The sequence below is a fragment of the Flavobacterium limicola genome, assembly GCF_003634755.1.
Lineage (GTDB): Bacteria > Bacteroidota > Bacteroidia > Flavobacteriales > Flavobacteriaceae > Flavobacterium > Flavobacterium limicola.
The window spans coordinates 425,474-448,973 of the sequence record NZ_RBXA01000003.1 but is presented as its reverse complement, the minus strand read 5'-3'; the positions used below and the strand labels follow the sequence as shown (position 1 = coordinate 448,973).

The 23,500-nt window shown below is 33.3% G+C and carries 19 protein-coding genes and 1 other RNA gene; 13 read left to right on the top strand and 7 right to left on the bottom strand.

Annotated features, from left to right (window positions below; genetic code table 11):
* The first annotated feature begins 123 nt into the window (after positions 1-123).
* The 8 genes from BC952_RS11945 (at position 124) to BC952_RS11910 (ending at position 10,106) form a co-directional block, all read left to right on the top strand.
* Entirely contained in the window at positions 124-2,151 is a 2,028-nt protein-coding gene (locus tag BC952_RS11945; RefSeq protein ID WP_121365859.1) for a beta-N-acetylhexosaminidase, read from the top strand.
* A 182-nt stretch (positions 2,152-2,333) separates the two neighbouring features.
* Complete coding sequence (locus BC952_RS11940) at positions 2,334-3,953, top strand: ABC-F family ATP-binding cassette domain-containing protein (protein ID WP_121365858.1); 1,620 nt, start codon at positions 2,334-2,336, stop codon at positions 3,951-3,953.
* Positions 3,954-4,429: 476 nt separating this feature from the next.
* Positions 4,430-4,969 (top strand): bifunctional pyr operon transcriptional regulator/uracil phosphoribosyltransferase PyrR, encoded by a 540-nt coding sequence (gene pyrR / locus BC952_RS11935; protein ID WP_091168558.1) that lies wholly within the window; start codon positions 4,430-4,432, stop codon positions 4,967-4,969.
* A 46-nt stretch (positions 4,970-5,015) separates the two neighbouring features.
* The gene (locus BC952_RS11930; protein ID WP_121365857.1) at positions 5,016-5,942 is read left to right on the top strand and encodes an aspartate carbamoyltransferase catalytic subunit; all 927 of its coding nucleotides are present in this window, start codon (positions 5,016-5,018) and stop codon (positions 5,940-5,942) included.
* 73 nt (positions 5,943-6,015) lie between these two features.
* Positions 6,016-6,348, top strand: coding sequence for a ribonuclease Z (locus BC952_RS11925; protein WP_121365856.1), 333 nt, complete (start codon positions 6,016-6,018; stop codon positions 6,346-6,348).
* Between the two features lie 72 nt (positions 6,349-6,420).
* On the top strand, positions 6,421-7,326 hold the full coding sequence (locus BC952_RS11920) for a ribonuclease Z (protein WP_121365855.1): 906 nt from the start codon (positions 6,421-6,423) through the stop codon (positions 7,324-7,326).
* Positions 7,327-7,422: 96 nt separating this feature from the next.
* Positions 7,423-8,067 (top strand): pyridoxamine 5'-phosphate oxidase, encoded by a 645-nt coding sequence (pdxH, locus tag BC952_RS11915; RefSeq protein WP_121365854.1) that lies wholly within the window; start codon positions 7,423-7,425, stop codon positions 8,065-8,067.
* 377 nt (positions 8,068-8,444) lie between these two features.
* On the top strand, positions 8,445-10,106 hold the full coding sequence (locus BC952_RS11910; RefSeq protein ID WP_121365853.1) for an MFS transporter: 1,662 nt from the start codon (positions 8,445-8,447) through the stop codon (positions 10,104-10,106).
* Between the two features lie 111 nt (positions 10,107-10,217).
* Here the strand turns inward: BC952_RS11910 and fsa are convergent, their stop codons facing one another.
* The 3 genes from fsa to ffs form a co-directional block, all read right to left on the bottom strand.
* A complete protein-coding gene (gene fsa / locus BC952_RS11905) occupies positions 10,218-10,874 on the bottom strand; it encodes a fructose-6-phosphate aldolase (protein WP_073353076.1) in 657 nt (218 codons plus the stop codon).
* A 125-nt stretch (positions 10,875-10,999) separates the two neighbouring features.
* A complete protein-coding gene (locus tag BC952_RS11900; protein WP_121365852.1) occupies positions 11,000-11,803 on the bottom strand; it encodes an SDR family oxidoreductase in 804 nt (267 codons plus the stop codon).
* A 76-nt stretch (positions 11,804-11,879) separates the two neighbouring features.
* An RNA gene (gene ffs / locus BC952_RS11895) (signal recognition particle sRNA small type) lies at positions 11,880-11,977 on the bottom strand.
* Positions 11,978-12,065: 88 nt separating this feature from the next.
* On the opposite strand from ffs, the gene BC952_RS11890 reads away from it, so the two are divergent.
* Both BC952_RS11890 and hutI read left to right on the top strand, forming a co-directional pair.
* The gene (locus BC952_RS11890) at positions 12,066-13,142 is read left to right on the top strand and encodes a glutaminyl-peptide cyclotransferase (RefSeq protein ID WP_121365851.1); all 1,077 of its coding nucleotides are present in this window, start codon (positions 12,066-12,068) and stop codon (positions 13,140-13,142) included.
* A gap of 12 nt (positions 13,143-13,154) precedes the next feature.
* Positions 13,155-14,393 (top strand): imidazolonepropionase, encoded by a 1,239-nt coding sequence (gene hutI / locus BC952_RS11885; protein ID WP_121365850.1) that lies wholly within the window; start codon positions 13,155-13,157, stop codon positions 14,391-14,393.
* Positions 14,394-14,442: 49 nt separating this feature from the next.
* Here the strand turns inward: hutI and BC952_RS11880 are convergent, their stop codons facing one another.
* Positions 14,443-15,327: a hypothetical protein gene (locus BC952_RS11880; protein ID WP_121365849.1), complete on the bottom strand. Its 885-nt coding sequence runs from the start codon at positions 15,325-15,327 to the stop codon at positions 14,443-14,445.
* 99 nt (positions 15,328-15,426) lie between these two features.
* Here BC952_RS11880 and BC952_RS11875 point away from each other — a divergent pair, with 99 nt between their 5' ends.
* The 3 genes from BC952_RS11875 (at position 15,427) to BC952_RS11865 (ending at position 18,486) form a co-directional block, all read left to right on the top strand.
* A complete protein-coding gene (locus tag BC952_RS11875; protein WP_121365848.1) occupies positions 15,427-16,458 on the top strand; it encodes a formimidoylglutamase in 1,032 nt (343 codons plus the stop codon).
* Positions 16,459-16,598: 140 nt separating this feature from the next.
* A complete protein-coding gene (locus BC952_RS11870) occupies positions 16,599-17,852 on the top strand; it encodes a DEAD/DEAH box helicase (protein ID WP_091168517.1) in 1,254 nt (417 codons plus the stop codon).
* A gap of 175 nt (positions 17,853-18,027) precedes the next feature.
* Complete coding sequence (locus tag BC952_RS11865) at positions 18,028-18,486, top strand: Hsp20/alpha crystallin family protein (protein WP_121365847.1); 459 nt, start codon at positions 18,028-18,030, stop codon at positions 18,484-18,486.
* Between the two features lie 131 nt (positions 18,487-18,617).
* Here BC952_RS11865 and BC952_RS11860 read toward each other — a convergent pair whose 3' ends face one another.
* From BC952_RS11860 to aroC, 3 genes are all read right to left on the bottom strand, one after another.
* Positions 18,618-20,813 (bottom strand): response regulator, encoded by a 2,196-nt coding sequence (locus tag BC952_RS11860; RefSeq protein WP_121365846.1) that lies wholly within the window; start codon positions 20,811-20,813, stop codon positions 18,618-18,620.
* Positions 20,814-20,968: 155 nt separating this feature from the next.
* Positions 20,969-22,249: a dicarboxylate/amino acid:cation symporter gene (locus BC952_RS11855; protein ID WP_167445773.1), complete on the bottom strand. Its 1,281-nt coding sequence runs from the start codon at positions 22,247-22,249 to the stop codon at positions 20,969-20,971.
* Between the two features lie 97 nt (positions 22,250-22,346).
* Positions 22,347-23,405, bottom strand: coding sequence for a chorismate synthase (aroC, locus tag BC952_RS11850; protein WP_121365845.1), 1,059 nt, complete (start codon positions 23,403-23,405; stop codon positions 22,347-22,349).
* Between the last annotated feature and the right edge of the window lie 95 nt (positions 23,406-23,500).

Sequence of the window (23,500 nt, the reverse complement as noted above, 5' to 3'; positions counted from 1 at the left end):
TTCAATATTTACCTTGCAAAATTACTATTTATATGCGTACTTTATATTTGTTTCCACAAATTATAGAAAAGCTTTTTTATAAAAGTAATTGTTTACTACAGGACAATAATAAAAATATAAAGTATGAAATATATCCTAATGCTATTGTTCGGAAATTTTGTTTCCAATGCTCAAATCACCACCGAGCAATTAAACTTGATGCCTTGGCCACAAAATATAAAGTTGTCTGAAGGCACTTTTGCTTTAAGCAAAAATTTTAAAGTGAATATTACGGGGAATCCTAATCCTAGAATTTTTATAGGCGCAACCAACTTTGTAAGACGATTGGACGGCAGAACAGGATTGTTTCTCGAGCAAAGTTTTTTGACGAAAGTCAACGAAAGTCCGGAAGCCGAATTACAAATAAATTGTGTTCGCAATGGAAAAATAGAAATTAATGAAGACGAAAGTTACCAACTGACAATTACTTCCAATAAAATAAGTATTAATGCCTCCAGTGATTTAGGAGCATTACATGGTTTGGAAACTTTATTACAATTGCTGCAAAACAATAATACATCGTACTACTTTCCGGTTGTTGAAATCACAGATTCGCCACGTTTTACCTGGAGAGGATTGATGATTGATGCGGCACGACATTTCCAGCCCGTAGATGTTATCAAAAGAAATATCGATGCTATGGCTTCGATGAAAATGAATGTTTTCCATTGGCATTTAGCCGATGATCAAGGTTGGAGAATTCAATTGAAAAACCATCCTAAATTGACAGAATTAGCCTCAGACGGAAATTTTTATACTCAGGATGAAATCAAAAATATTGTACAATATGCGGATGAAAGAGGGATTCTGGTAGTACCTGAAATAGATGTTCCGGGACATGCTTCGGCATTGCTGACTGCTTATCCGGAAATAGGAAGTAAAATAGGTGAAGGAAAAATTATGTATGAAGTGCAAAGAAATTCAGGAATTTTCAATGCGACTTTAGATCCTACAAATCCAAAAACTTATGAAATATTAAGCTCAATTTTTGATGAAGTGTGTCCGTTATTTCCGGGCAGTTATTTTCATATTGGTGGTGACGAGAATAATGGAAAAGAATGGAATGCAAATCCTGCTATACAGCAATTTAAAAAGGATAATAATCTGGCTAACAATCATGATTTGCAGACTTACTTTAACATGAAGTTGATTCCAATGCTAAAAAAACACAACAAAAAATTGATGGGTTGGGAAGAAATAATGACTAAAAACATGTCTAAAGATGCCATAATTCATGCTTGGAGAGGAACGAACGAAGGTCAAGAAGCCGGTGGAGCATTGATCAAAGCTGCAAAAAGCGGTTACAATACTGTTTTGTCCAATGGGTATTATATTGATTTGATGCTGGGTTTAGAAAGTCATTATTTGAATGATCCCTTGCCTAAAAAGATTATTCTCACTCCGGAAGAAAAAGCAAGGATTTTAGGAGGAGAAGCTGCAATGTGGAGCGAACTCGTAACACCATTAAATATAGATTCCAGGATTTGGCCAAGAACAGCTGCAATTGCCGAGCGATTATGGTCAAGTGCGGAAGTGAATGATATGAACAGCTTACGCAAAAGGTTGAAAATAATATCTTTTCGATTAGAAGAACTTGGAATTACGCACATTAGAAACAAGGAAGTGATTCTGAGAAACATCAGCAACAATCAAGATACTCGTGCATTGAATGATTTTTCGAATGTTTGTGAACCATTAAAAAACTACAAACGCAACGGTGGCGGAAAGAAATACAGAATGCATTCACCGTTAACCTTATTTGCGGATGCTTGTAATGCGGATGCTTCTGAAGCGCTAGATTTTAATCTTGCAGTCAATGCGTATTTAGCGGATAAAAGCAAGGAGAATATAGTTGTGCTAACTGATTTTTTCAAGAAGTGGATTGTCATGAATTCCGATTTAATTGCTTTGAGTGCCAATGCTCCGTTGGTGCAACCTCTTTTACCTTTGTCTCAAAGTTTGAGTGATGTATCAGAGCACCTATTACTTTTAATAGACAAAAAACAGAAAGTTAATCAAACATTATTGGAAGATTTATTGGAGAAATGCAATACCAGAAGTCCTGCTGATGTAGAATTAGCAGTTTATGGGAGTTTGAAGAAATTGCTTTAATAAAATAAAACATTGGTTTTTTCGATACTAAACTCTAGAATCCTGACTATTTACGTCAGGATTTTTTATTGGAATTACAATCTTTTTCTAGAACTTCAACTTGTAAAAAACGGATTTTTTTGGAATTCAGTAAATCGGTATTTTTTTCGTATTTTTGCAAAAATTTTATAAAATAAACATTCATGTTAACAGTAAATAATTTATCAGTTCAGTTTGGCAAACGAATTTTGTTTGACGAAGTAAATACTACCTTCACACACGGTAATATCTATGGCGTTATCGGAGCCAATGGCGCTGGAAAATCTACTTTTCTTAAAATAATTGCAGGTGAAATGGATCCAACTTCAGGGAATATTCATTTGGAACCAGGAAAACGTATGTCGGTTTTAAACCAAAACCACAATATGTTTGACGAAAGCACCGTATTGGAGACCGTTATGATGGGGAACAAAACCCTTTATGCGATCAAAAAAGAAATGGATGCTTTGTACTTAGATTACAATGACTCAAATGCTGACAGAATAGGCGAGTTGCAAGTGCAATTTGAAGAAATGAACGGGTGGAATGCGGATTCTGATGCTGCATCGATGTTATCAAATCTTGGAATTACCGAAGAACATCATTATACTTTAATGGGAGATTTGGAAGGGAAAATAAAAGTTCGTGTCCTTTTGGCGCAAGCGCTTTTTGGAAATCCAGATTTACTTATTATGGATGAGCCTACCAATGATTTGGATTTTGAAACTATTGCTTGGTTAGAAAATTTCTTGGCTAACTATGAAAATACCGTAATTGTAGTTTCTCACGACAGACACTTTTTAGATTCCGTTTGTACACATATTTCGGATATTGATTTCAGTAAAATAAATCATTATTCAGGAAATTACACTTTTTGGTATGAATCCAGCCAATTAGCAGCGAAACAGCGCGCACAACAAAATAAAAAAGCAGAAGAAAAGAAACAGGAATTAGAAGAATTTATTCGTCGTTTTAGTGCGAATGTAGCCAAATCAAAACAAGCTACTTCTCGTAAAAAAATGATTAGTAAATTGAATATTTCCGAGATAAAACCATCAAGTCGTCGTTATCCGGCAATTATTTTTGATCAAGAGCGTGAAGCAGGAGATCAAATTTTGAATGTGCAGAATTTAAGTGCTTCTATAGATGGAGAAATTTTGTTTAAAGGAGTAGATTTGAATATGGCCAAAGGCGATAAAATTGTTCTTTTCTCGAAAGATTCGCGCGCAACTACTGCATTTTATGAAATATTAAACGCAAATCAAACCGCAGATTCAGGAACTTTTGATTGGGGAGTTACCACTAACCAAGCGTATTTGCCAGGTGATAATCATTCGTTTTTTGAAAGTGACTATTCTCTTGTAGATTGGTTGCGTCAATGGGTAAAAACCGAAGAAGAACGAGACGAGGTAAATATTCGTAGTTTCCTTGGGAAAATGATTTTCTCAGGAGAGGAAGCGTTGAAAACCTGTAGAGTATTATCAGGAGGAGAAAAAGTGCGTTGCATGTTGTCACGAATGATGATGGAAAGAGCCAATGTTTTAATGCTTGACGAACCTACAAATCACTTGGATTTGGAATCGATTACGGCTTTTAATAACTCATTAAAAAACTATAAAGGTTCTGTAATTTTCACCACGCACGATCATGAATTTGCTCAAACTGTTGGAAACAGGGTTGTTGAATTGACACCAAATGGCGCTATTGATAGGTATATGACTTTTGATGAATACTTAGATAACGAAGGTGTTCAGGAATTAAGAGCTAAAATGTACACCACATAAAAAGTAGTTTATGTTAAATAGAAAATCTCCCGCAATAGTGGGAGATTTTTTTTTTGAATAGGTTTCAAATAATAATTCGAAAGTAATGTTGTTTATTTTCTACTGAAAATTTTGCTGATAATAAAGATTATAATGGCTATCACTGCAACAACTATAAAGATACCAACACCTACACCGGCTTTAAATATTCCTTCTATTATTGAACAACTTGAAAATGAAATTAATACTATGAAAAGCATCAATAATCGGGTGAGTCTTTTTTGCATGATTTTATGTTTTTTATGTTAAACGTTAAAATGTAAATTTACTGTATAACTGCGGGTCTCTGTTACATAATTTTTATTGATTGTTGCAAAATTAAGTACTATAAATATACTGTTTTTTTTGAATTATTGGAATTAGCATTTTCTCCCTTTTTAATTATAAAATCATAAATTGGAATTCGTATATTTGCCAAACCAAACCACACAATTACTATGAGTCAAAAAGTATTACTTACTGCAAAAGAAGTTACTATCATATTACATCGTTTGGCCTGTCAATTAATCGAAAAGCACTTAGATTTTTCAGATACAATATTAGTTGGAATCCAACCAAGAGGTGTTTTTTTGGCAGAGCGTTTAAAAGAAATTTTAGAAAAAGAATATCAAACTCCTGAAATTCAGCTTGGTTATCTGGATATAACCTTTTTTAGGGATGATTTTAGAAGAACCGATAAGCCATTAGAAGCCAATAAAACCAAAATTAATTTTATCGTTGAAAATAAAAAAGTCATTTTCATAGATGATGTTTTGTTCACCGGACGAAGCATTCGTTCTGCGTTGACGGCTATACAATCTTTTGGAAGGCCATCAGAAATTGAACTTCTGGTTCTTATAGACCGACGCTTCAGTCGCAACTTACCCATTCAACCGGATTATAGAGGAAGACAGGTAGACGCAATCAATAATGAAAAAGTAAAAGTGAGCTGGAAAGAAAATGAGGGCGAAGATGGCGTGTATTTAATTACAAGTTAGATTGCATTCAAACGCTGACTATTAAAAACTATAATCGTAAACAAAAATGAAAGAATTAAGCGTAAATCATTTATTAGGAATAAAATACATCAACAAGAATGATATTGACCTGATTTTTGAAACTGCCGATCATTTTAAAGAAGTCATCAATCGACCTATTAAGAAAGTGCCTTCTTTACGAGATATTACCATTGCCAATATTTTCTTCGAAAACAGTACCAGAACAAAACTCTCTTTTGAATTAGCGCAAAAACGTTTATCAGCGGATGTCATTAGTTTTTCGGCGGCGCAATCTTCCGTAAAAAAAGGAGAAACATTGATAGATACTGTTAATAATATCCTTTCGATGAAAGTGGATATGGTAGTAATGCGACATTCCAATCCTGGCGCTGCTTATTTCTTGTCTAAAAACGTAAAAGCCAGCATCGTAAACGCAGGCGATGGCGCACATGAACATCCTACACAAGCTTTGTTAGACAGTTATTCGATTCGGGAAAAACTAGGGGAAGTAGCCGGAAAGAAAGTAGTCATAGTAGGCGATGTTTTACATTCCAGAGTCGCTTTGTCCAATATTTATGCATTGCAAATGCAAGGCGCTGAGGTGAAAGTTTGCGGGCCTAAAACGCTTATCCCAAGATATATTGAATCATTAGGTGTTACCGTAGAACCTGATTTACGAAAAGCATTAGAATGGTGTGATGTTGCGAATATGTTGCGTGTGCAAAATGAACGTATGGATGTCAATTATTTCCCGTCCACACGGGAATATGCAAAGCAATATGGAGTTGACAAACCGCTTTTGGATTCACTTAATAAAGAAATTATAATCATGCATCCCGGACCTATTAATCGCGGTGTCGAAATTACAAGTGAAGTAGCTGATTCCAATCAATCCGTGATTTTAAACCAAGTAGAAAATGGTGTAGCAATCAGAATGGCAGTTATTTATCTTTTGGCTTCAAAAATTCAATAAACAAACATAAAACTTTGTAAATTAGCTACTTATAAACCACGCTGCCATAAAGCAGTCTTTGAAATTTAATACAATGAAAGTAGATCAAAAAGGACATACGGTAACAATTAGGGATACTCAGGGTGATTTTACTTCTTTTTTAATGAAGGTTACCCATCAATACAAAACTTTCGAAAAATACAATATCATAATTGATCTTTTGATGCATAATGATTTGTCTACGAATGATATTAAGTTGTTTATGCCATTATCAAAACAACATAAAAAAGCTAAAAAGTCATTTGTAATTGTTACTTCTGATTTTGATTATAATGCTGTTCCTGCCAAATTAACAGTAGTTCCTTCATTATTAGAAGCGCATGATATTATAGAAATGGAAGAGATTGAAAGAGATTTAGGGTTTTAAATTAGTTGATTCGGTTATGTTTAACCGTTAATTGATTTAAGCAAAATACGAAATAACCGAACACGAAAAAACTTGAAACTAACAATCCTTGGTTGCTATGCCGCAACACCCCGAACATTTACCAATCCAACTTCCCAGATTTTAGACATAAAAAATAGACTTTTTTTAATTGATTGCGGAGAAGGAACGCAAGTACAATTGCGCAAGAATAAAATCCGATTTTCTAAAATAAACCACATTTTTATTTCCCATTTGCACGGAGATCATTTTTTTGGATTAGTGGGTTTAGTATCCACATTTACTTTGTTGAACAGAACTACGGATTTACATATTTATGGTCCAAAGGGCATCAAAGAAATCATCAAATTGCAATTGCGATTGTCGAATTCCAGGACGAATTACGGTTTATTTTTCCATGAATTGGAATCTCCTGAAAGTGAGATTATTTTTGAAGACGAAAAGGTTTTGGTGAAAACCATTCCTTTGAAACATCGTGTGTATACGAATGGTTTTTTGTTCCAAGAAAAAATTGGAGACCGAAAACTGAATTTGGATGCCGTTCAGAATTATGAGATAGAGAGTTGCTATTACCAAAAAATAAAAAACGGAAAAGACATCACGCTTGAAGACGGAAGAATCATAGAAAACGACAAATTGACATTTGATCCTGTTCCGGCAAAGAATTACGCTTTTTGCTCTGATACGGTTTACAATGAAGCCATGCTTCCAATTATAGAAAATGTAGATATTTTATACCATGAATCTACTTTCCTACAATCTGAGGGAAATCTAGCCAAAAAAACATTACATTCTACTGCAAAAGAAGCGGCAACGATTGCTTTGAAAGCCAATGCTAAACAATTAATTTTAGGACATTATTCTACTCGATATGAAAGTATCGAATTGTTTAAGGAAGAAGCCGAAACTATTTTTCCCGAAGTGCTTTTGGCTGATGACGGAAAAAGCTTTGAGTTTTAAATAAAAGAAAACAATTTTAAGCATCAAATAACTGCTGAATTTTTCGATGATTTTAAATCGAATGGTTTAGCAATCAACATTTTTAAAATAAAAATTATGAATGACTTAAGTAATTACAGAAAATCATACGATAAGAGTGAGTTATTGGAATCTACTATCCCAGAAGACCCAATAAACTTGTTTAACCGATGGTTTCATGAAGTAGAAGACTTTGGAGGTGACAGCGAAGTTAATGCGATGACAGTCGCTACAATAGGCTTAGATGGTTTTCCGAAGTCTCGAGTTGTATTGTTAAAAAAGTTTACTGAAGAAGGTTTTATTTTTTACACCAATTACAATTCAGAAAAAGGTAAGGCTATCACAGCAAATCCGAATGTTTGCCTGTCTTTTTTTTGGCATACTATGGAGCGTCAGGTAATTATCAAGGGAATTGCAAAAAGAACTTCGGAAATAACCTCAGATAGTTATTTTGAATCCAGACCTGATGGCAGCAAATTGGGAGCAATTGTGTCTAACCAAAGCGAAGTGGTGCCTTCAAGAGAATTTTTAGAAGAAAATCTAAAACAGTTGGAAAAAGATTTTGAGAGTATGGTAATTCCAAGACCGAAGCATTGGGGAGGATTTTTAGTAACTCCTTTAGAAGTAGAATTTTGGCAAGGAAGACCAAATCGATTACATGATAGAATTCGGTATACAAGTCAAGAAGATTATTCTTGGAAAATAGAACGTCTTTCTCCTTAATCAAATAAAAAAAATTCAACTGTGTTTTTCAAACTATAATTAACTCCTAAGACTACAAGAAACGCACTTCCCTATTTATGAAATCCTAATATTAATCTTGTTTTTTTTATCTAAAATACTGTTCAATTACCGAATGAAGCAATATTGATACGTCTTAGATTGAAATACCAAAATCCGCATTTCTTAATAATCAGATTAAAAAAATTAAATTGAAAAAAGTTTGAAAAAAAAGCAGGTATTTTAAACAATAATTGGTTATTCAATAATTCTAACAATATTTAGTCTAAATTATTTTTTTTTAATTTAGTTAACAAATATATTTACGGTATTACAGCAATAAAAAGCATTTAACACTAATCATTAACCAATTTGTATTTATGAATTCAGAACAAACAAAGTCTAATAATTCCGCGCTTTATACGCTCATCACCGTATTTTTCTTTTGGGGTTTTATTGGAGCTTCAAACGGGATTTTCATTCCATTTTGCAAAGCTAAATTTGGCTTAGACCAATTTCAAAGTCAACTTATCGATTTTGCTTTTTATGGTGCTTACTATATAGGAGCGTTACTCCTGTTCATTTTTAGCAGCATCGCTAAGAAAGATATTCTTAACGGTTGGGGATTCAAAAAAGGAATTATTTACGGATTATTGATTAGTACATTTGGAGCTGTACTTATGATATTGGCAGTAACACAAGGAAGCTATTTATTCATTCTAGGCGCCTTATTTATAGTTGCACTTGGTTTTTCATTACAACAAACATCGGCGCAGCCTTTTGCAGCTTCGCTTGGTGAACCACATTCTGCATCAAGCAGACTGAATCTTGCAGGAGGTATAAATTCATTGGGAACCACAATAGGACCAATAGTTGTTTCAATAGCCTTATTTGGAGTAATTGCAGGTGTAAATATTGAAGAATTTGCTCAAAAACCAGATTCATTGGATTCAATGAGAATCTTGTATGTATTTGTAGGAGGGCTGTTTTTATTGGCAGCAGCCTTATTCCATTTTTCTAAAAAGTTACCGGCTGGAAAAAGTGATTCTACTTTTGAAACAGCTAATAAAGCAATGCAGACCTTGATTGCCATCACTGTAATTTTGGTTGCCATTTTTGCTTATATCTTTTCTCGTTACGAAGACGCTGAATTTATCACTCGTTTTATTGAGAATAAAGAAAAAGATTATTTAGGATTAGCCTTAACAGTTTCTACCCTGTTAGTGGTCGTTATCGGATTATTATTTGCTAATACGACTGCTCAAAAAAATCCTGAAGGATGGGGAGCAATGAAATACCCACAATTAGTTTTAGGGATGTTAGCCCTTTTCGCTTATGTAGGTGTCGAAGTAACTATAGGAAGTAACCTTGGTGAATTATTGGTAACCGCTGATTTTGGTTCGATTTCAGGACCTGCTTTAGCGCCATATATGTCTATGTATTGGGGAAGTTTGATGATTGGACGTTGGGCAGGAGCCATTACGGTTTTCAACCCATCATCACAATTAAAGAAAATTTTACTTATCGTTGTTCCTTATGTAGCATTTGGAGTTGTTTTAACTGCTAACGCCATTTCCGGACAAGATGTAACGCCTTTATACGCGTACGCATTTGTAATTTTGTTCCAAATCGCTGGTTTCTTTTTAGGAAAAGACCAACCTTCAAGAACTTTAATGATTTTTGGTATAATGGGAATGACAGCTATGCTTATTGGATTATTCACTACTGGAACGATCGCTATTTTTGCTTTTATGAGCGGTGGATTATTCTTAAGTATTATGTGGCCTTCTATTTTCTCATTAGCAATTGCAGGTTTAGGAAAATATACTTCTCAAGGATCTGCCTTTTTAGTAATGATGATTCTAGGTGGTGGAATTATTCCGCCATTACAAGGAAAATTAGCAGATATAATTGGAATTCATACTTCTTATTTTATTCCTGTTTTATGTTTTGCATTCATCGCGTTCTACGGATGGAAAGTAATTCGAATTCTTGAAAAACAAGGAATCGGAAAAGAAATAGAAGTTGGTGGAGGACACTAATTCCAACACAAACTAACCAAAACCAAACCAACTAAAAAATCCCATCAACCTCGGTTGATGGGATTTTTTTATTTAATTCACTGAGACTAAAAACTGCTCACTGAAAAATTTTTATTTATTTCCTTTCTCGAAATCAGCAACAAACTGTGCCAATCCAATATCAGTCAATGGGTGTTTCAACAAACCATAAATAGCAGATAATGGTCCAGTCATTACATCAGCACCAATTTTTGCACAGTTTACAATATGCATCGTGTGACGAACTGAAGCAGCAAGAATTTGAGTTTCGTACCCGTAGTTATCGTAAATCAATCTGATTTCTTCAATCAAAGCCAAACCGTCTGTAGATACATCATCTAAACGACCAATAAACGGAGAAACATAAGTAGCTCCAGCTTTAGCAGCCAATAAAGCCTGTCCTGCAGAAAATACTAAAGTCACATTCGTTTTTATTCCTTTATCAGAGAAATATTTAGCAGCCATAACTCCTTCTTTAGTCATAGGCAATTTTACCACGATTTGCTCGTGCAAATCAGCTAATTCTTCACCTTCTTTAATCATTCCGTCGTAATCCAAAGCATTCACTTCTGCACTTACATCACCATCAACCAGATTACAAATATCTACATAATGCTTCAAAATACTGTTTTTTCCAGTAATTCCTTCTTTTGCCATCAATGATGGATTGGTTGTAACTCCATCCAAAACGCCTAATGCTTGTGCTTCCTTAATTTGAGCTAAATTAGCCGTGTCAATAAAAAATTTCATAGTATTTATATATTTAATTGTGTGTTCATTATTTGGGCGTGACCACAAGGGTCAGGCTTTTCGCTGTATCCTCGCTAAAAAGCGAGGGATGCCGCTGCAATCCTTCACGCAAATTAGGTGCAAAATTACAACTTATAATGGTTCATCAGCATTTTTTCATACACTTTATCTGGTAAGACCCTTTTCAAAACAATAGAGAACTTTTGCATAAAAGCCCCTACTTTATAATGAATTTTAGGTTTCGGAGTTTGAATAATCTTATAAACCGCTTCAGCCATTTCATTCGGATTACTACCGCTGTCCACATGTTCATCCATAGTTTTTAATGAATTTCCGTACGGAGTTTCATAAGCAGAACCCTTTAGAACCGGAGCATGATAACGTCCAGAAGCTATATTTGTGGCAAAATCACCCGGAGCCACATTGGTAATATGAACACCAAACGACTTCACTTCCATACGCATCGCTTCTGTTATGAGTTCTAACGCCCCTTTCGAAGCACAATAAACACTTCGATACGGCAAACCCATATAAGCCGCAATTGAAGTCACATTGATGATTAATCCTGATTTTTGCGTACGCATTTGTGGCAACACTGCTTTCATTACTTCAATTGGACCAAAAAGATTGGTCTCAAAATTATTCTTGATTTCATGCATCGGAATTTCTTCCAATGGTCCCGTAATCCCAACACCAGCGTTGTTAATGACAACATCTAATCTTCCGGAGATCGAAATCACTTTGGCAACAGCCGCATGAATCGAATCTGCATCCCGGACATCTAAAGCCACTAAAGGGAACACCGAATTCAAAACTCGTTCCGGATTCCTGCTGGTTCCATACACAACAAAACCTTTATGATGCAAAAACTCTCCAATAGATTTTCCTATTCCTGAAGAACCTCCTGTAATTAGAACTACTTTATTCATGATTATTGATGTTTATGATACGAAAGGTCCAAAAATAAAAAAATCCTCCCGAAGGAAGACTACTTTTGTAATAAAAAAATGGCAAGCGACCTACATCGCACCGCTCAACCACGTACCCTTGCTATGTTCCCATCCTGGGGGAGTCTGCAGGAGCTGGTCGTGTAGGACTTGCCGGTGCAAATATACAATCTTTTTATATTTTTACAAGAGCTTTAATCATTAAAAATAACATTGTATATTGGTACAACAAAAAAAACAAATCATGAAAAATTATAACTTCCTATCTGTCATTTTATTAGGAATCACCTTAGCAAGTTGCAACGAAACAAAAAAAGGTGAAAATACTTTATTCGCCTTTGATAATTCCAAATTTAAGGAACAATATAAACCACAGGAAGCGCTTTCTTTGGAAATTTTGAACTCCAATTCCAAAACTATTGACAGTGTTGTCTACTATGTAAATGACAAAAAAATTGGTTCAAAAAAAGGAGTTGACAAATTATCTTTTGAATTGAAAGATCAAAAATTGGGATATCAAAACCTAAAAGCTTTAGTATATTATGAAGGACAGAACTCAGAAGCTACCGCTAGAGTAGAATTAGTTTCTGATATTCAGCCAAAATTATTAAAATACACCATCGTAAATACATATCCACACGATATTCAAGCGTATACGCAAGGACTAGAATTTTACCGAGACACGCTTTATGAAGGAACAGGAAACGGTTCTGGAAACAGTACCGGAAAAAAAGGGATTTCCAGCTTAAGAAAAACAAATTATAAAACTGGAGAAGTTTATAAAAAAGTGGAATTGGCTGATAACTATTTTGGTGAAGGAATTACGATTCTGAATAACAAAGTTTACCAATTAACTTGGCAAAATAATGAAGGGTACGTTTATGACGCAGATACTTTCAAAAAAGAAAAAACGTTTACCTATTTCAAACCTATTGAAGGTTGGGGATTGACTAATGACGGTAAATATTTATACCAATCCGACGGAACCGAAAAAATTTGGATTATTGACCCAACCACATTTAAAGAAGTAGATTACTTGAACGTGTATTCCTTTGAAACAAAAATAAAAGCAGTTAACGAACTCGAATGGATTGACGGGAAAATTTATGGAAATGTGTATCAAAAAGATGCTATTGCTGTCATCAATCCAAAAAATGGAGCGGTTGAAGCAATTATTAATCTTGCTGATTTGAAGAAAAAAATAACCCAATTACCTGATACGGATGTCCTAAACGGAATTGCCTACAACCCTAAAACAAAAACCATTTTTGTAACCGGTAAAAATTGGGACAAAATGTTTGAAATCAAAGTTTCTGAATAATTATCATATAAAATGACAACATTAATCATCAATATTAAAGAGTTGCTTCAGGTTCGGGATTCTTCAATTTTGAAAGTATCGGGTGCTGAAATGGCGGTTCTACCCACTATCAAAAATGCCTATTTAGCACTTAAAAATGGACTTATTGCTGATTTTGGTTATATGGAGGATTTGCCTAACATAAATCCAGAAAAGTGCATTGATGCAGACGGAAAAATAGTTTTACCATCTTGGTGTGACAGTCATACACATATTGTGTATGCGGGAAATCGGGAACAGGAATTTGTAGATCGAATCAATGGTTTGACTTATGAAGAAATCGCTAATCGTGGCGGTGGAATCCTAAATTCAGCTAAAAAACTGAACGAAACTTCGGAAGAAGAAATCTACCAGCAATCCAAAGCACGACTGGAAGAAGTCATGCGTTTGGGAACCGGAGCAGTAGAAATCAAATCAGGATACGGATTGACGTTGGATGGAGAATTGAAAATGCTTCGTGTGATAAAGCGATTAGCTCAAAATTATCCTGTTACCATTAAAGCAACTTTTTTAGGTGCTCATGCTTTTCCATTAGAGTTTAAAGAAAACCAACAAGGATATATTGATTTAATCATCAATGAAATGCTTCCTGAAATTGCAGAAAATAAACTGGCAGATTTCATAGATGCATTTTGTGAAACAGGCTACTTTACGGTTGAAGAAACCCAACAAATTATGGAAGCCGGAATTAAATTTGGCTTAAAGCCAAAAATTCACGTTAATCAATTTAACTCTATTGGCGGAATTCAAGCGGGAATAAAATACAATGCGCTTTCCGTAGATCATCTAGAAGTTATGAAACCGGAAGATATTGAAGCTTTGAAAAATACGGAGACGATGCCTGTCGCATTACCTTCTTGCTCTTATTTTTTGAGTATTCCTTTCACTCCAGCACGAGCAATGATCGCGGCAGGACTTCCTCTCGCTCTCGCAACGGATTACAATCCGGGTTCTACTCCATCCGGAAATATGAATTTTGTTGTAGCAACTGCTTGCATCAAAATGAAAATGACTCCCGAAGAAGCCATAAATGCCGCCACAATAAATGGAGCTTATGCCATGGGAATTTCTGAAACTCTCGGAAGCATCACCATTGGCAAAAAAGCAAATCTAATTATCACGAAACCCATTCCCTCCTACTATCAAATTCCTTATGCTTTTGGTAGTAATCTAATTGAAACTGTACTTTTAGAAGGTGAAATTTTTGCATAAAAAAAGGAACATTAATGTTCCTCTTTTTTTATGCATATTTTTTGGATGATTATCTTAAGATAAAACTTGTTTTAGAAACCAATATATCAGTATCAAAAATATTGATATAATAAGTTCCTTTAGCAAAATCTTTCCCTTTAAGATCTTGAGTTACCTGAACAGTTTTATTTTCATATTGAACAACCGTTGTAAAACTGTAGGTTAAGGTATTATCTCCAAAAGTCTGTGTTTTTTTGTCTCCTAAAACATTGTTTTTACTATCAATTACTTGAACGTAATACATTTTTTCACCAGATTTTGCAATCGGATTTTCAGGAATTGTAAAACTAACTCTAAGAACATCTGCTCTGCTCGCTTTGTCTGTTTCAATTTGTTTTCCAGAACTTCTTAATTTAAAAGCCGATCCTCTTGTGTTTAAAACTGTTAATTTCGAACCAATTTCAACTGCTTTTGCTAATTCTTCATTTTGCCCAACTAATGCTTCATTGTATTTTTTAGATTCTCCTAATACTACTGCTGTACTATCACGTTGTGTAGTTAAAGTTGTATTTTGTTTTTTCAATCCTTCATTTTCTGCAATTAAAACTTTCATATTCCCTTGTAAAGAAATGAATTGTGTTCTATACTTAGACATTGAAGCAACATCTCCTTTAGATTTGTTTAAATCAGACATTAAGTTCACCACTTTATCTCTTTCTTGAATTAACTCATCAGACATAGATGTATTTTCTGCAATGGCAGCATCATAAGTTGATTTTAATTCTTGCAAATCTTTCATAACTGATTCTTTTTCAGTTAATGTCGTTTTCAATTCTGTTTTTACTACATCAGCATCGGAGGTCATTTTAAAAATATAAACTAAACTTCCCACTAATAAAATAGCTAATATCGCTACGACTGCTTTAAGACTTGAACTGCTTTTTTGATTTTCCATCTTGTATTTAATTTATTTTTTACAAATTTAACAATATATAACCACGTTATAACGTCAGTTGATGCAATTATATTATTTTTGGGAAAAATATTTTTTTTAATGGAAAAAATTATCCCGTTTACAATCAATGATCTTGCAAAAATTACGAACCACAGAAGTGGTGAAATAAAATTTGGAGAAAAAATGATAACCGTTCCAAAAGAGACAGATACTATTGAGTTTTTAAAAACTTGCGAAGCAAAATATGTCTTATTTGGAATACCGGAAGATATTGGCGTAAGAGCAAATTTTGGAAGACCTGGAACGGCTTCTGCATGGGATAGTTCCATAAAAAGTATTGCTAACATTCAGCACAATCGTTTTTGCAAAGGAAGCCAGCTAATTATCTTGGGTCAGTTAGATGTGAGTGAAGCAATGAAAGAGGTTCAAAATTTAGATTTTAATGATAGTAATGATCGTTCTAAATTAAGCCAATTAGTCGATAAAATAGATAAAGATGTTTCTCATATCATTTTTAATCTTGTAAAACTAGGAAAAACTCCTATTGTTATCGGTGGCGGACACAACAACTCCTACGGCAATATAAAAGGATCAGCTCTAGCCAAAGGTAAACCCATAAATGCCATCAATTTTGACGCTCATTCTGATTTTAGAATTCTTGAAGGAAGGCACAGCGGTAATGGTTTTTCATATGCTTATGAAGAAGGTTTTTTGAAAAAATATTTTATTTTTGGTTTACACGAAAATTACACTTCTAAAAGTGTTTTAGATATCATTAAAAAAATAGAAGATCGCGTACGTTTTAATACCTATGATAGCGTAAACATTCGAAAAGAAAAAGAATTTGATTTAGAAATGGCCAATGCTTTAGAATTTATAAATGATGACTTTTTCGGAATTGAAATTGACTTGGATGCCATTCCAAATATTGCATGCAGTGCCATGACAATGAGCGGTTTTTCAGTTGAGCAACTTCGCCAGTTTATTTCGTTTTTTGCAAAAAACAAAAATGCTACCTACCTGCACATTTGTGAAGGCGCTCCCGATTTAGGAGAAGAAAAAAACAATCATTTAATAGGTAAACTTATTGGCTATCTTATTACTGATTTCATTAAATCAAATAATCCCTAAATCTGATCTATTAATACCTTTTTCTGTTTACAATCTATAAATTCGAATCCTGAATATCATATAAACAGTCATCAAAAATATTAATACTATCTTTGCAGTACTATCTATGTACCTAATACAAGATTTTTAATATCAAAAATATGTTATTCGAAGATTTACCACTTTCAAAAAGTATACAAAAAGCCGTATTTGAACAAGGCTATTTAGAAGCAACTCCAATACAAGAACAAGCTATTCCAATCGTTTTATCAGGAAGAGATATGATTGGTTGCGCTCAAACCGGTACCGGAAAAACTGCTGCTTTTGCCATCCCTATTATTCATCAATTGCATAGAATTGTGGGTTCATCAAAAAAAGCAAGTCCAATCCGTGCCCTGATTATTACACCTACAAGAGAATTAGCCGTCCAAATTGGCCAGAATTTTGACCAATATGGAAAATATACAAATTTAGTTCAACTGACTATTTTTGGAGGAGTTTCACAAGTGCCGCAAGTAGAGATGCTAAAAAAAGGAATTGATATCCTGATTGCAACTCCGGGACGTTTGCTAGACTTAGTCAAACAAGGTTTTATCGATTTAGACCATTTACACACTTTGGTGCTAGATGAGGCCGATCAAATGCTTGATATGGGATTTGTTAATGACGTCAAAAAAATTGTGAAATTGACCCCTAATAACAGACAAACACTTTTTTTCTCAGCAACAATGCCAATGGCCATAAGAGAATTGGCCGAAATGTTTCTAAAAGATCCTGCAACAGTTACCGTTTCTCCAGTTTCATCAACTGCTGAAAATGTAGAACAACGTGTTTATTTTGTTGAAAAGGCAGAAAAAAGAAATTTACTATATCATTTAATAAAAAATGAAAATCTGTCTAATGTTTTGGTTTTTTCAAGAACGAAACATGGAGCTGACAATGTCGTAAAAGCATTGCGAAAACACGATATTGCAGCCGAAGCTATTCATGGAGATAAGTCTCAGAATGCAAGACAACGCGTTTTAGAAGGGTTCAAAAACAAAGAAGTCAATGTTTTAGTAGCTACTGATATTGCAGCTAGAGGAATTGATATTGACCAATTGCCATTTGTCATTAATTTTGATTTACCAAATATTCCAGAAACTTATGTGCATAGAATAGGTAGAACCGGTCGTGCCGGAAATGAAGGTATTTCAATTTCTTTTTGCAGCAAAGATGAGCATCAGTATTGGAAAGACATTCAAAAATTAATAAAAGTGGATGTAAAAATAGTAAGTGATCATCCGTACGGTTGGCATTCAGGTAGTCCGGAAACTGCACCTGGTGCAACTCAAAAAAACTCCAACAGAAGCGGTGGAGCACATAAATCCAGAAAATCAGAAGTTTCTAAACAGAATAAAAAACGCTGGTACTAATTCTATTTATTACAAATAAAGCTTCTGTAAGAAAGCTCTTTTTAACTTTAACAAAAATATACCGTTTGACGTTAATATCCTAATTATCAACGTTTTAATTACTTAAAATTGTTTTAAAACAAATAATATCATTAAATTTGATTATAATTATTTAAAACCTTTAAAATTAAAACTTATGGAAACTTTAGTTAAAAGAAACGGTGGTTTATTCCCGTCAGTGAATACCTTTTTTGATGATTTTTTATCTACCAAAGATATTTTTGATTGGTCAGATAAAAATTTTACGGCGATTGGCAGTAATTTACCTTCTGTGAATTTAAAAGAAACAGATGATAAATTAGAAGTTGATATGGCTGTTCCTGGTATGAAAAAAGAAGATTTCAAAGTTGAAATTGACAATAACATGCTTACAATTTCTTCAGAGAAAGAAGAACAAAAAGAAGAAACAAGAAAAAAAGATAATTATGTTAGAAAAGAATTTAATTATCAATCTTTTTTAAGATCTTTCACGTTGCCTGAATACATTGATGAAAATAAAATAGAAGCAAGTTACAAAGATGGAATTCTCCATGTTACAATTGCGAAAAAAGAAGGAATTAAGAAAAGAGCCAATAAAACTATTGCCATAAAATAAAAACAGCTGAGCCTTTAAAACTGATCATTTAGTTTTAAAGGCTTAACTATTTTTAAAATTAATCTCTAAGTTAAAAAATACTTATTAAAAAAATTAATCATCACTACCCAAAAGTGTAAACAAACAATTCTTTAATTTTTTGACACTAAAATATTGATTATTTTAAATAATTTGACCGAATCAAAAGGTTTTATTATAATATCATTGATACCTGCTGAAATTGACTCTTCAGTTATTTCTGATTTGTCAAACGCAGTTAAAGCCACAATTGGAATATTAATCCCTTTAAGCCGAATTTTTCTGGTAGTTTCAAAACCATTTATTAGAGGCATATTGATATCCATCAAGATTAAATCGAAACTTTCTTTATCTAATATCTCTAAGGCAGCGTATCCATTATCAACAACGCTGCATTTATAGTTATTCTTTTCGATGGTCTTTTTAGTCACTAACTGATTTATATGATTATCCTCAACTACTAAAACATTGATAATTTGAGTAGCATTCATGTTTACTTGTATGTTATTGATAAGCTCATAGGTTTTATCAGGATTAAATTCAAATGCAATTACAAATTTGAATTCTGTTCCCTTTCCAGTAGCGCTTTGAAGAGCAATAGAACTATTAAATAATCCTAACAATTGTTTTACGATAGAAAGTCCAAGACCAGTTCCTTGATAGTCGGTTTCTTTTCTACCAACCTGCACAAATTTATCAAAAATCTTATCTTGATCAGCTGATGCAATTCCTATACCGTTATCCTTAATTTTAAATTCTATAAAATGAGATTTATTCTCTATTTTTTCTAAATTTACATTTATAATTACTTCTCCATTATTAGTAAATTTCAATGCATTACTAACGAGATTCATGATGATTTGGGAGAGTCTTAACTTATCTCCTATTAAATATTCCGGAACTGCAGGATCGATATTTACTAAAATAAAATTATTATTATTTTTAGCTAAGAAAGAAAGTGAATTTTTGATCATATTAATTTCATCTGAAATATTAAAAGTCAAATTTTCAAGAATAATTCTGTTATCTTCAATTTTATTAATTTGAAGAATATCATTCACAAGTGACAATAAATATCTGGCAGAAAATTTAAGCGAACTCAAATGCGGACTATCCGCTAATTCTTTGTGTTCATCAAGAAGCATATTTGTAATTCCTACAACACCATATAGAGGTGTCCGTAATTCATGACTTATAGTAGAGACAAATTGTGATTTTAACACAGAGACTTCTTCAGCTTTTTCTTTAGCAATTATGAGCTCTTTATTCGTCTTAGAAAGCTCTGCATTCGTTTTTTTCTTGAAATTATTATTCCTGAATAACGTATAAATTAGCAACAACAACACTATAAAAATTACTATAAACAACAAAACTATCATTTTAGATTTTTCTAAACTTTGAAGTTGAATGTCCTTTTCATTTTCAATTTTATCAATCTCTCTTTTGTATTCGTCTAATTCAACATTTATTCCAGCAACATTTGCTTTCTCTAATTTTTCTTTATTATAAAGTTCTTCTGTAATTTTATTATAGTTCGAGAGGTTTTCATAAGCCTTTTTATAATCTCCTTTAATTAATAAATATTTAAAATATTCGAGGTGTGCAAAGGATAAATCTGATTTCTGGTTTGCTTCCTTTCCAAATTTTATAGCATTCAAAAAATAGGTAGTCGCTTTTTCATCATTTCCTTTATAGCCATAGTACATTCCGTTCAGCATATTTATAGCCCCAGCAGTGTTTTGATCACCATATTTACTATCATATTTATTGACGAACTCTAAACTTGGATATCCTTTTTGAAAATTACCAATATCAAAATATGCCCAAGCAATATTAAGTTTGGTTAGAAAAATTTGACTTGTATCAGCATTTTTTTGGCTGTACGTAAGGGAATTTTTATAATAATTTATTCCTTTTTCATATTGTTTTTTTTCAAAGCAATATATATTACCTAAATTATTATTTATATGATGTTTTAAAGTATCATTATTAGTTCTATTAGCGTAGAATAACCCTTTGTTATAAAAAAAAATAGCTTTATCAAATTCGGCCAGTTCAGCATAATTAGCTGCAATTGTATTATAGGATATGGTTGTGTAATAACTATTATTGGTAGAAATAGAGTGATGCAATGCGAGTTTGGAACTCTCCAAGGATTTTTCAAAATTAGCATCCTTTAAATATTGTGAAGCTTGATCCGTTAATTTTCTAATTTCTTTTTTAGAAAATAATTTTGTCTGAGCAAATAAATTATCGCTTAAAGAATTTAACAGTAACAACACAAACAAAACAATACGTATCTGATACATAACCAATTAAAGTTTATCAAATATACATTTTATTAATAAAAAAATAGGATAAATATTAAAATTAAAATAGAATTCAGATACCATTAAAAACACAAAAAAACCTGTTCAAATAATTGAACAGGTTTACTATACTATTTACTACCGATTTTTTTTAACTATTCAGCAATTGTATCTTCATTTTTATCATCACCTTCCCATTGTCCTACTACTGATGTTGCCAAAGCATTTCCTAAAACATTAGTTGCGCTACGAAACATATCACAAAAATGATCTATTGGTAAAATTAAAGCGATTCCTTCAATTGGAATATCAAACATGCCACAAGTAGCAGCTACAACTACTAAACTTGCTCTTGGTACACCAGCAATTCCTTTGCTGGTAAGCATCAGAACTAAAAGCATTGTCATTTGTGTACCTAAATCTAAATCAATGCCGTATGCTTGTGCAATAAAAATACTTGCAAAAGTCATATACATCATGCTTCCATCCAAATTAAAAGAATATCCTAATGGCAACATAAAAGAAACAATTCTGTCTTTTACACCAAAACGCTCTAGTTCTTCCGTGAGTTTTGGAAAAACGGCCTCACTACTTGTTGTTCCAAAAGCAATAATTATTGGCCCTACGATTCTTTTAAGAAGAACTGTCATTCTACTTTTAAGAAAAATATACCCTATCAGTATCAATACTAGCCAAATTGACGAAATTCCAATTAAGAACGAACCAAAAAATTTAAAATAGGTAATCGCTAATTCCTGAAAATCTCTTACTGCAAAAACTCCTGCAATAGCTCCGAAAACTCCTATTGGAGCAAACTTCATTACATAATTTACCATTTTAAGTACAATATGCGATGTTTTATCCAATGCATTGATTACTGGTTTTACATAATCTCCTAAAGATGCTGCCGCCAGACCAAAGAAAATGGAGAAAATCACAATTTGTAAAATTTCATTAGTTGCCATTGCTTCAAAAATACTTTTTGGGACAATATGCTCAATAAAGTTTTCAAATGAAATATTTTGTGTTTTTGCCGTTACCTCTGAAACAGATTCTAAATCAACATTTGATAAATTAAGACCAACTCCAGGCTCTAATATATTTACAAAAAACATCCCCAATAATAAAGAGATGAATGAAGCTGTAAAGAACCAGCCCATTGCTTTTCCTCCTATTCTTCCTACTGCTTTGATGTCACCCAGTTTAGCAATTCCCACAACAAGAGTGGTAAAAACTAATGGTGAAATAATCATTTGAACTAATCTAATAAATACGGTAGCGAGTATTTTAATTTTGGCACTAAATGATTGTGCTGCTTCTACAGTAATTGAATTATGAATTATGATGCCTAAAATGGCACCTAAAACCATAGCTATTAATATTTGACCGGTTAATCCTGAAAAAAAAGATGGCTTTTTAGTTGTATTGGTATTCATTAAATTGGTTATTTGTTTATAGGACTGGTCCTGATTCAACTATATCTTTTTTTGCGAAACGATAATGTAAAAACACGAAAAGCTCCAAAAATTAGTATTAATATGTTTTGTTTATCAAATAAAAATCAGCTAATACAATGGCTGCCATTGCTTCAACAATAGGTACAGCACGCGGAACAACACAAGGATCATGACGTCCTTTTCCAGTCATTTCAGTAATATTGCCTTTATTGTCTAACAACTCTTGTTTTTGCATGATTGTTGCCACAGGTTTGAAAGCAACTCGGAAATAAATATCCATTCCGTTGCTGATACCACCTTGAATTCCGCCTGAAAGATTAGTTTTAGTAGTTCCATCAATGTTGTATAAATCATTATGCTCACTACCTTTCATCTTAGCTCCATCAAAACCACTTCCAAATTCAAATCCTTTTACGGCGTTTATGGAGAGCATTGCTTTACCAAGTTCCGCATGAAGTTTGTCAAAAACTGGTTCTCCCAGACCAATAGGTACATTTTGAATCACACATGTAACGGTTCCTCCTACTGTATCACCTTGTTTGCGAATATCACGTATGTACTCCTCCATGATTACTGCTGCTTCTTCATCAGGACAGCGAACCGGATTATTTTCAGTTTTAGAAAAATCCAATTCCTGATACGATTTATCTAAAAAAATTGGTCCTACAGATGATACGTAAGCATTGATTTTGATTTCTGGCAACATTTGTTTAGCAACGGCTCCCGCAACTACTCTACTTGCCGTTTCACGTGCAGAGCTGCGACCTCCGCCACGATAATCACGAACTCCGTATTTTTTTTCATATACGTAATCGGCATGACTGGGTCTGTAATTATCTTTTATATGGGAGTAATCGTCTGATTTTTGATTAGTATTAGGAATAATAAAACCTATTGGAGTTCCTGTAGTTTTTCCTTCAAAAATTCCAGAGAGAAATTGTACATCATCCGGTTCTTTACGTTGGGTAACTATAGCAGATTGACCCGGCTTTCTTCGTGACATTTCGAATTGAATCGCTTCTAAATCTATTGTGATTCCAGGAGGACAACCGTCTATTATTCCGCCTAAAGCGTCCCCATGAGATTCTCCAAAAGTTGTTATCCTAAATAATGTTCCGTAGCTATTTCCTGCCATTATAATTCGTTTTAAACAAAAGTACCATTTTAGTTTAAAGTTCAAAAGTTTATCCAGACATTTCAGGGTAAAGTTTTAAGAAACATTTCACATTT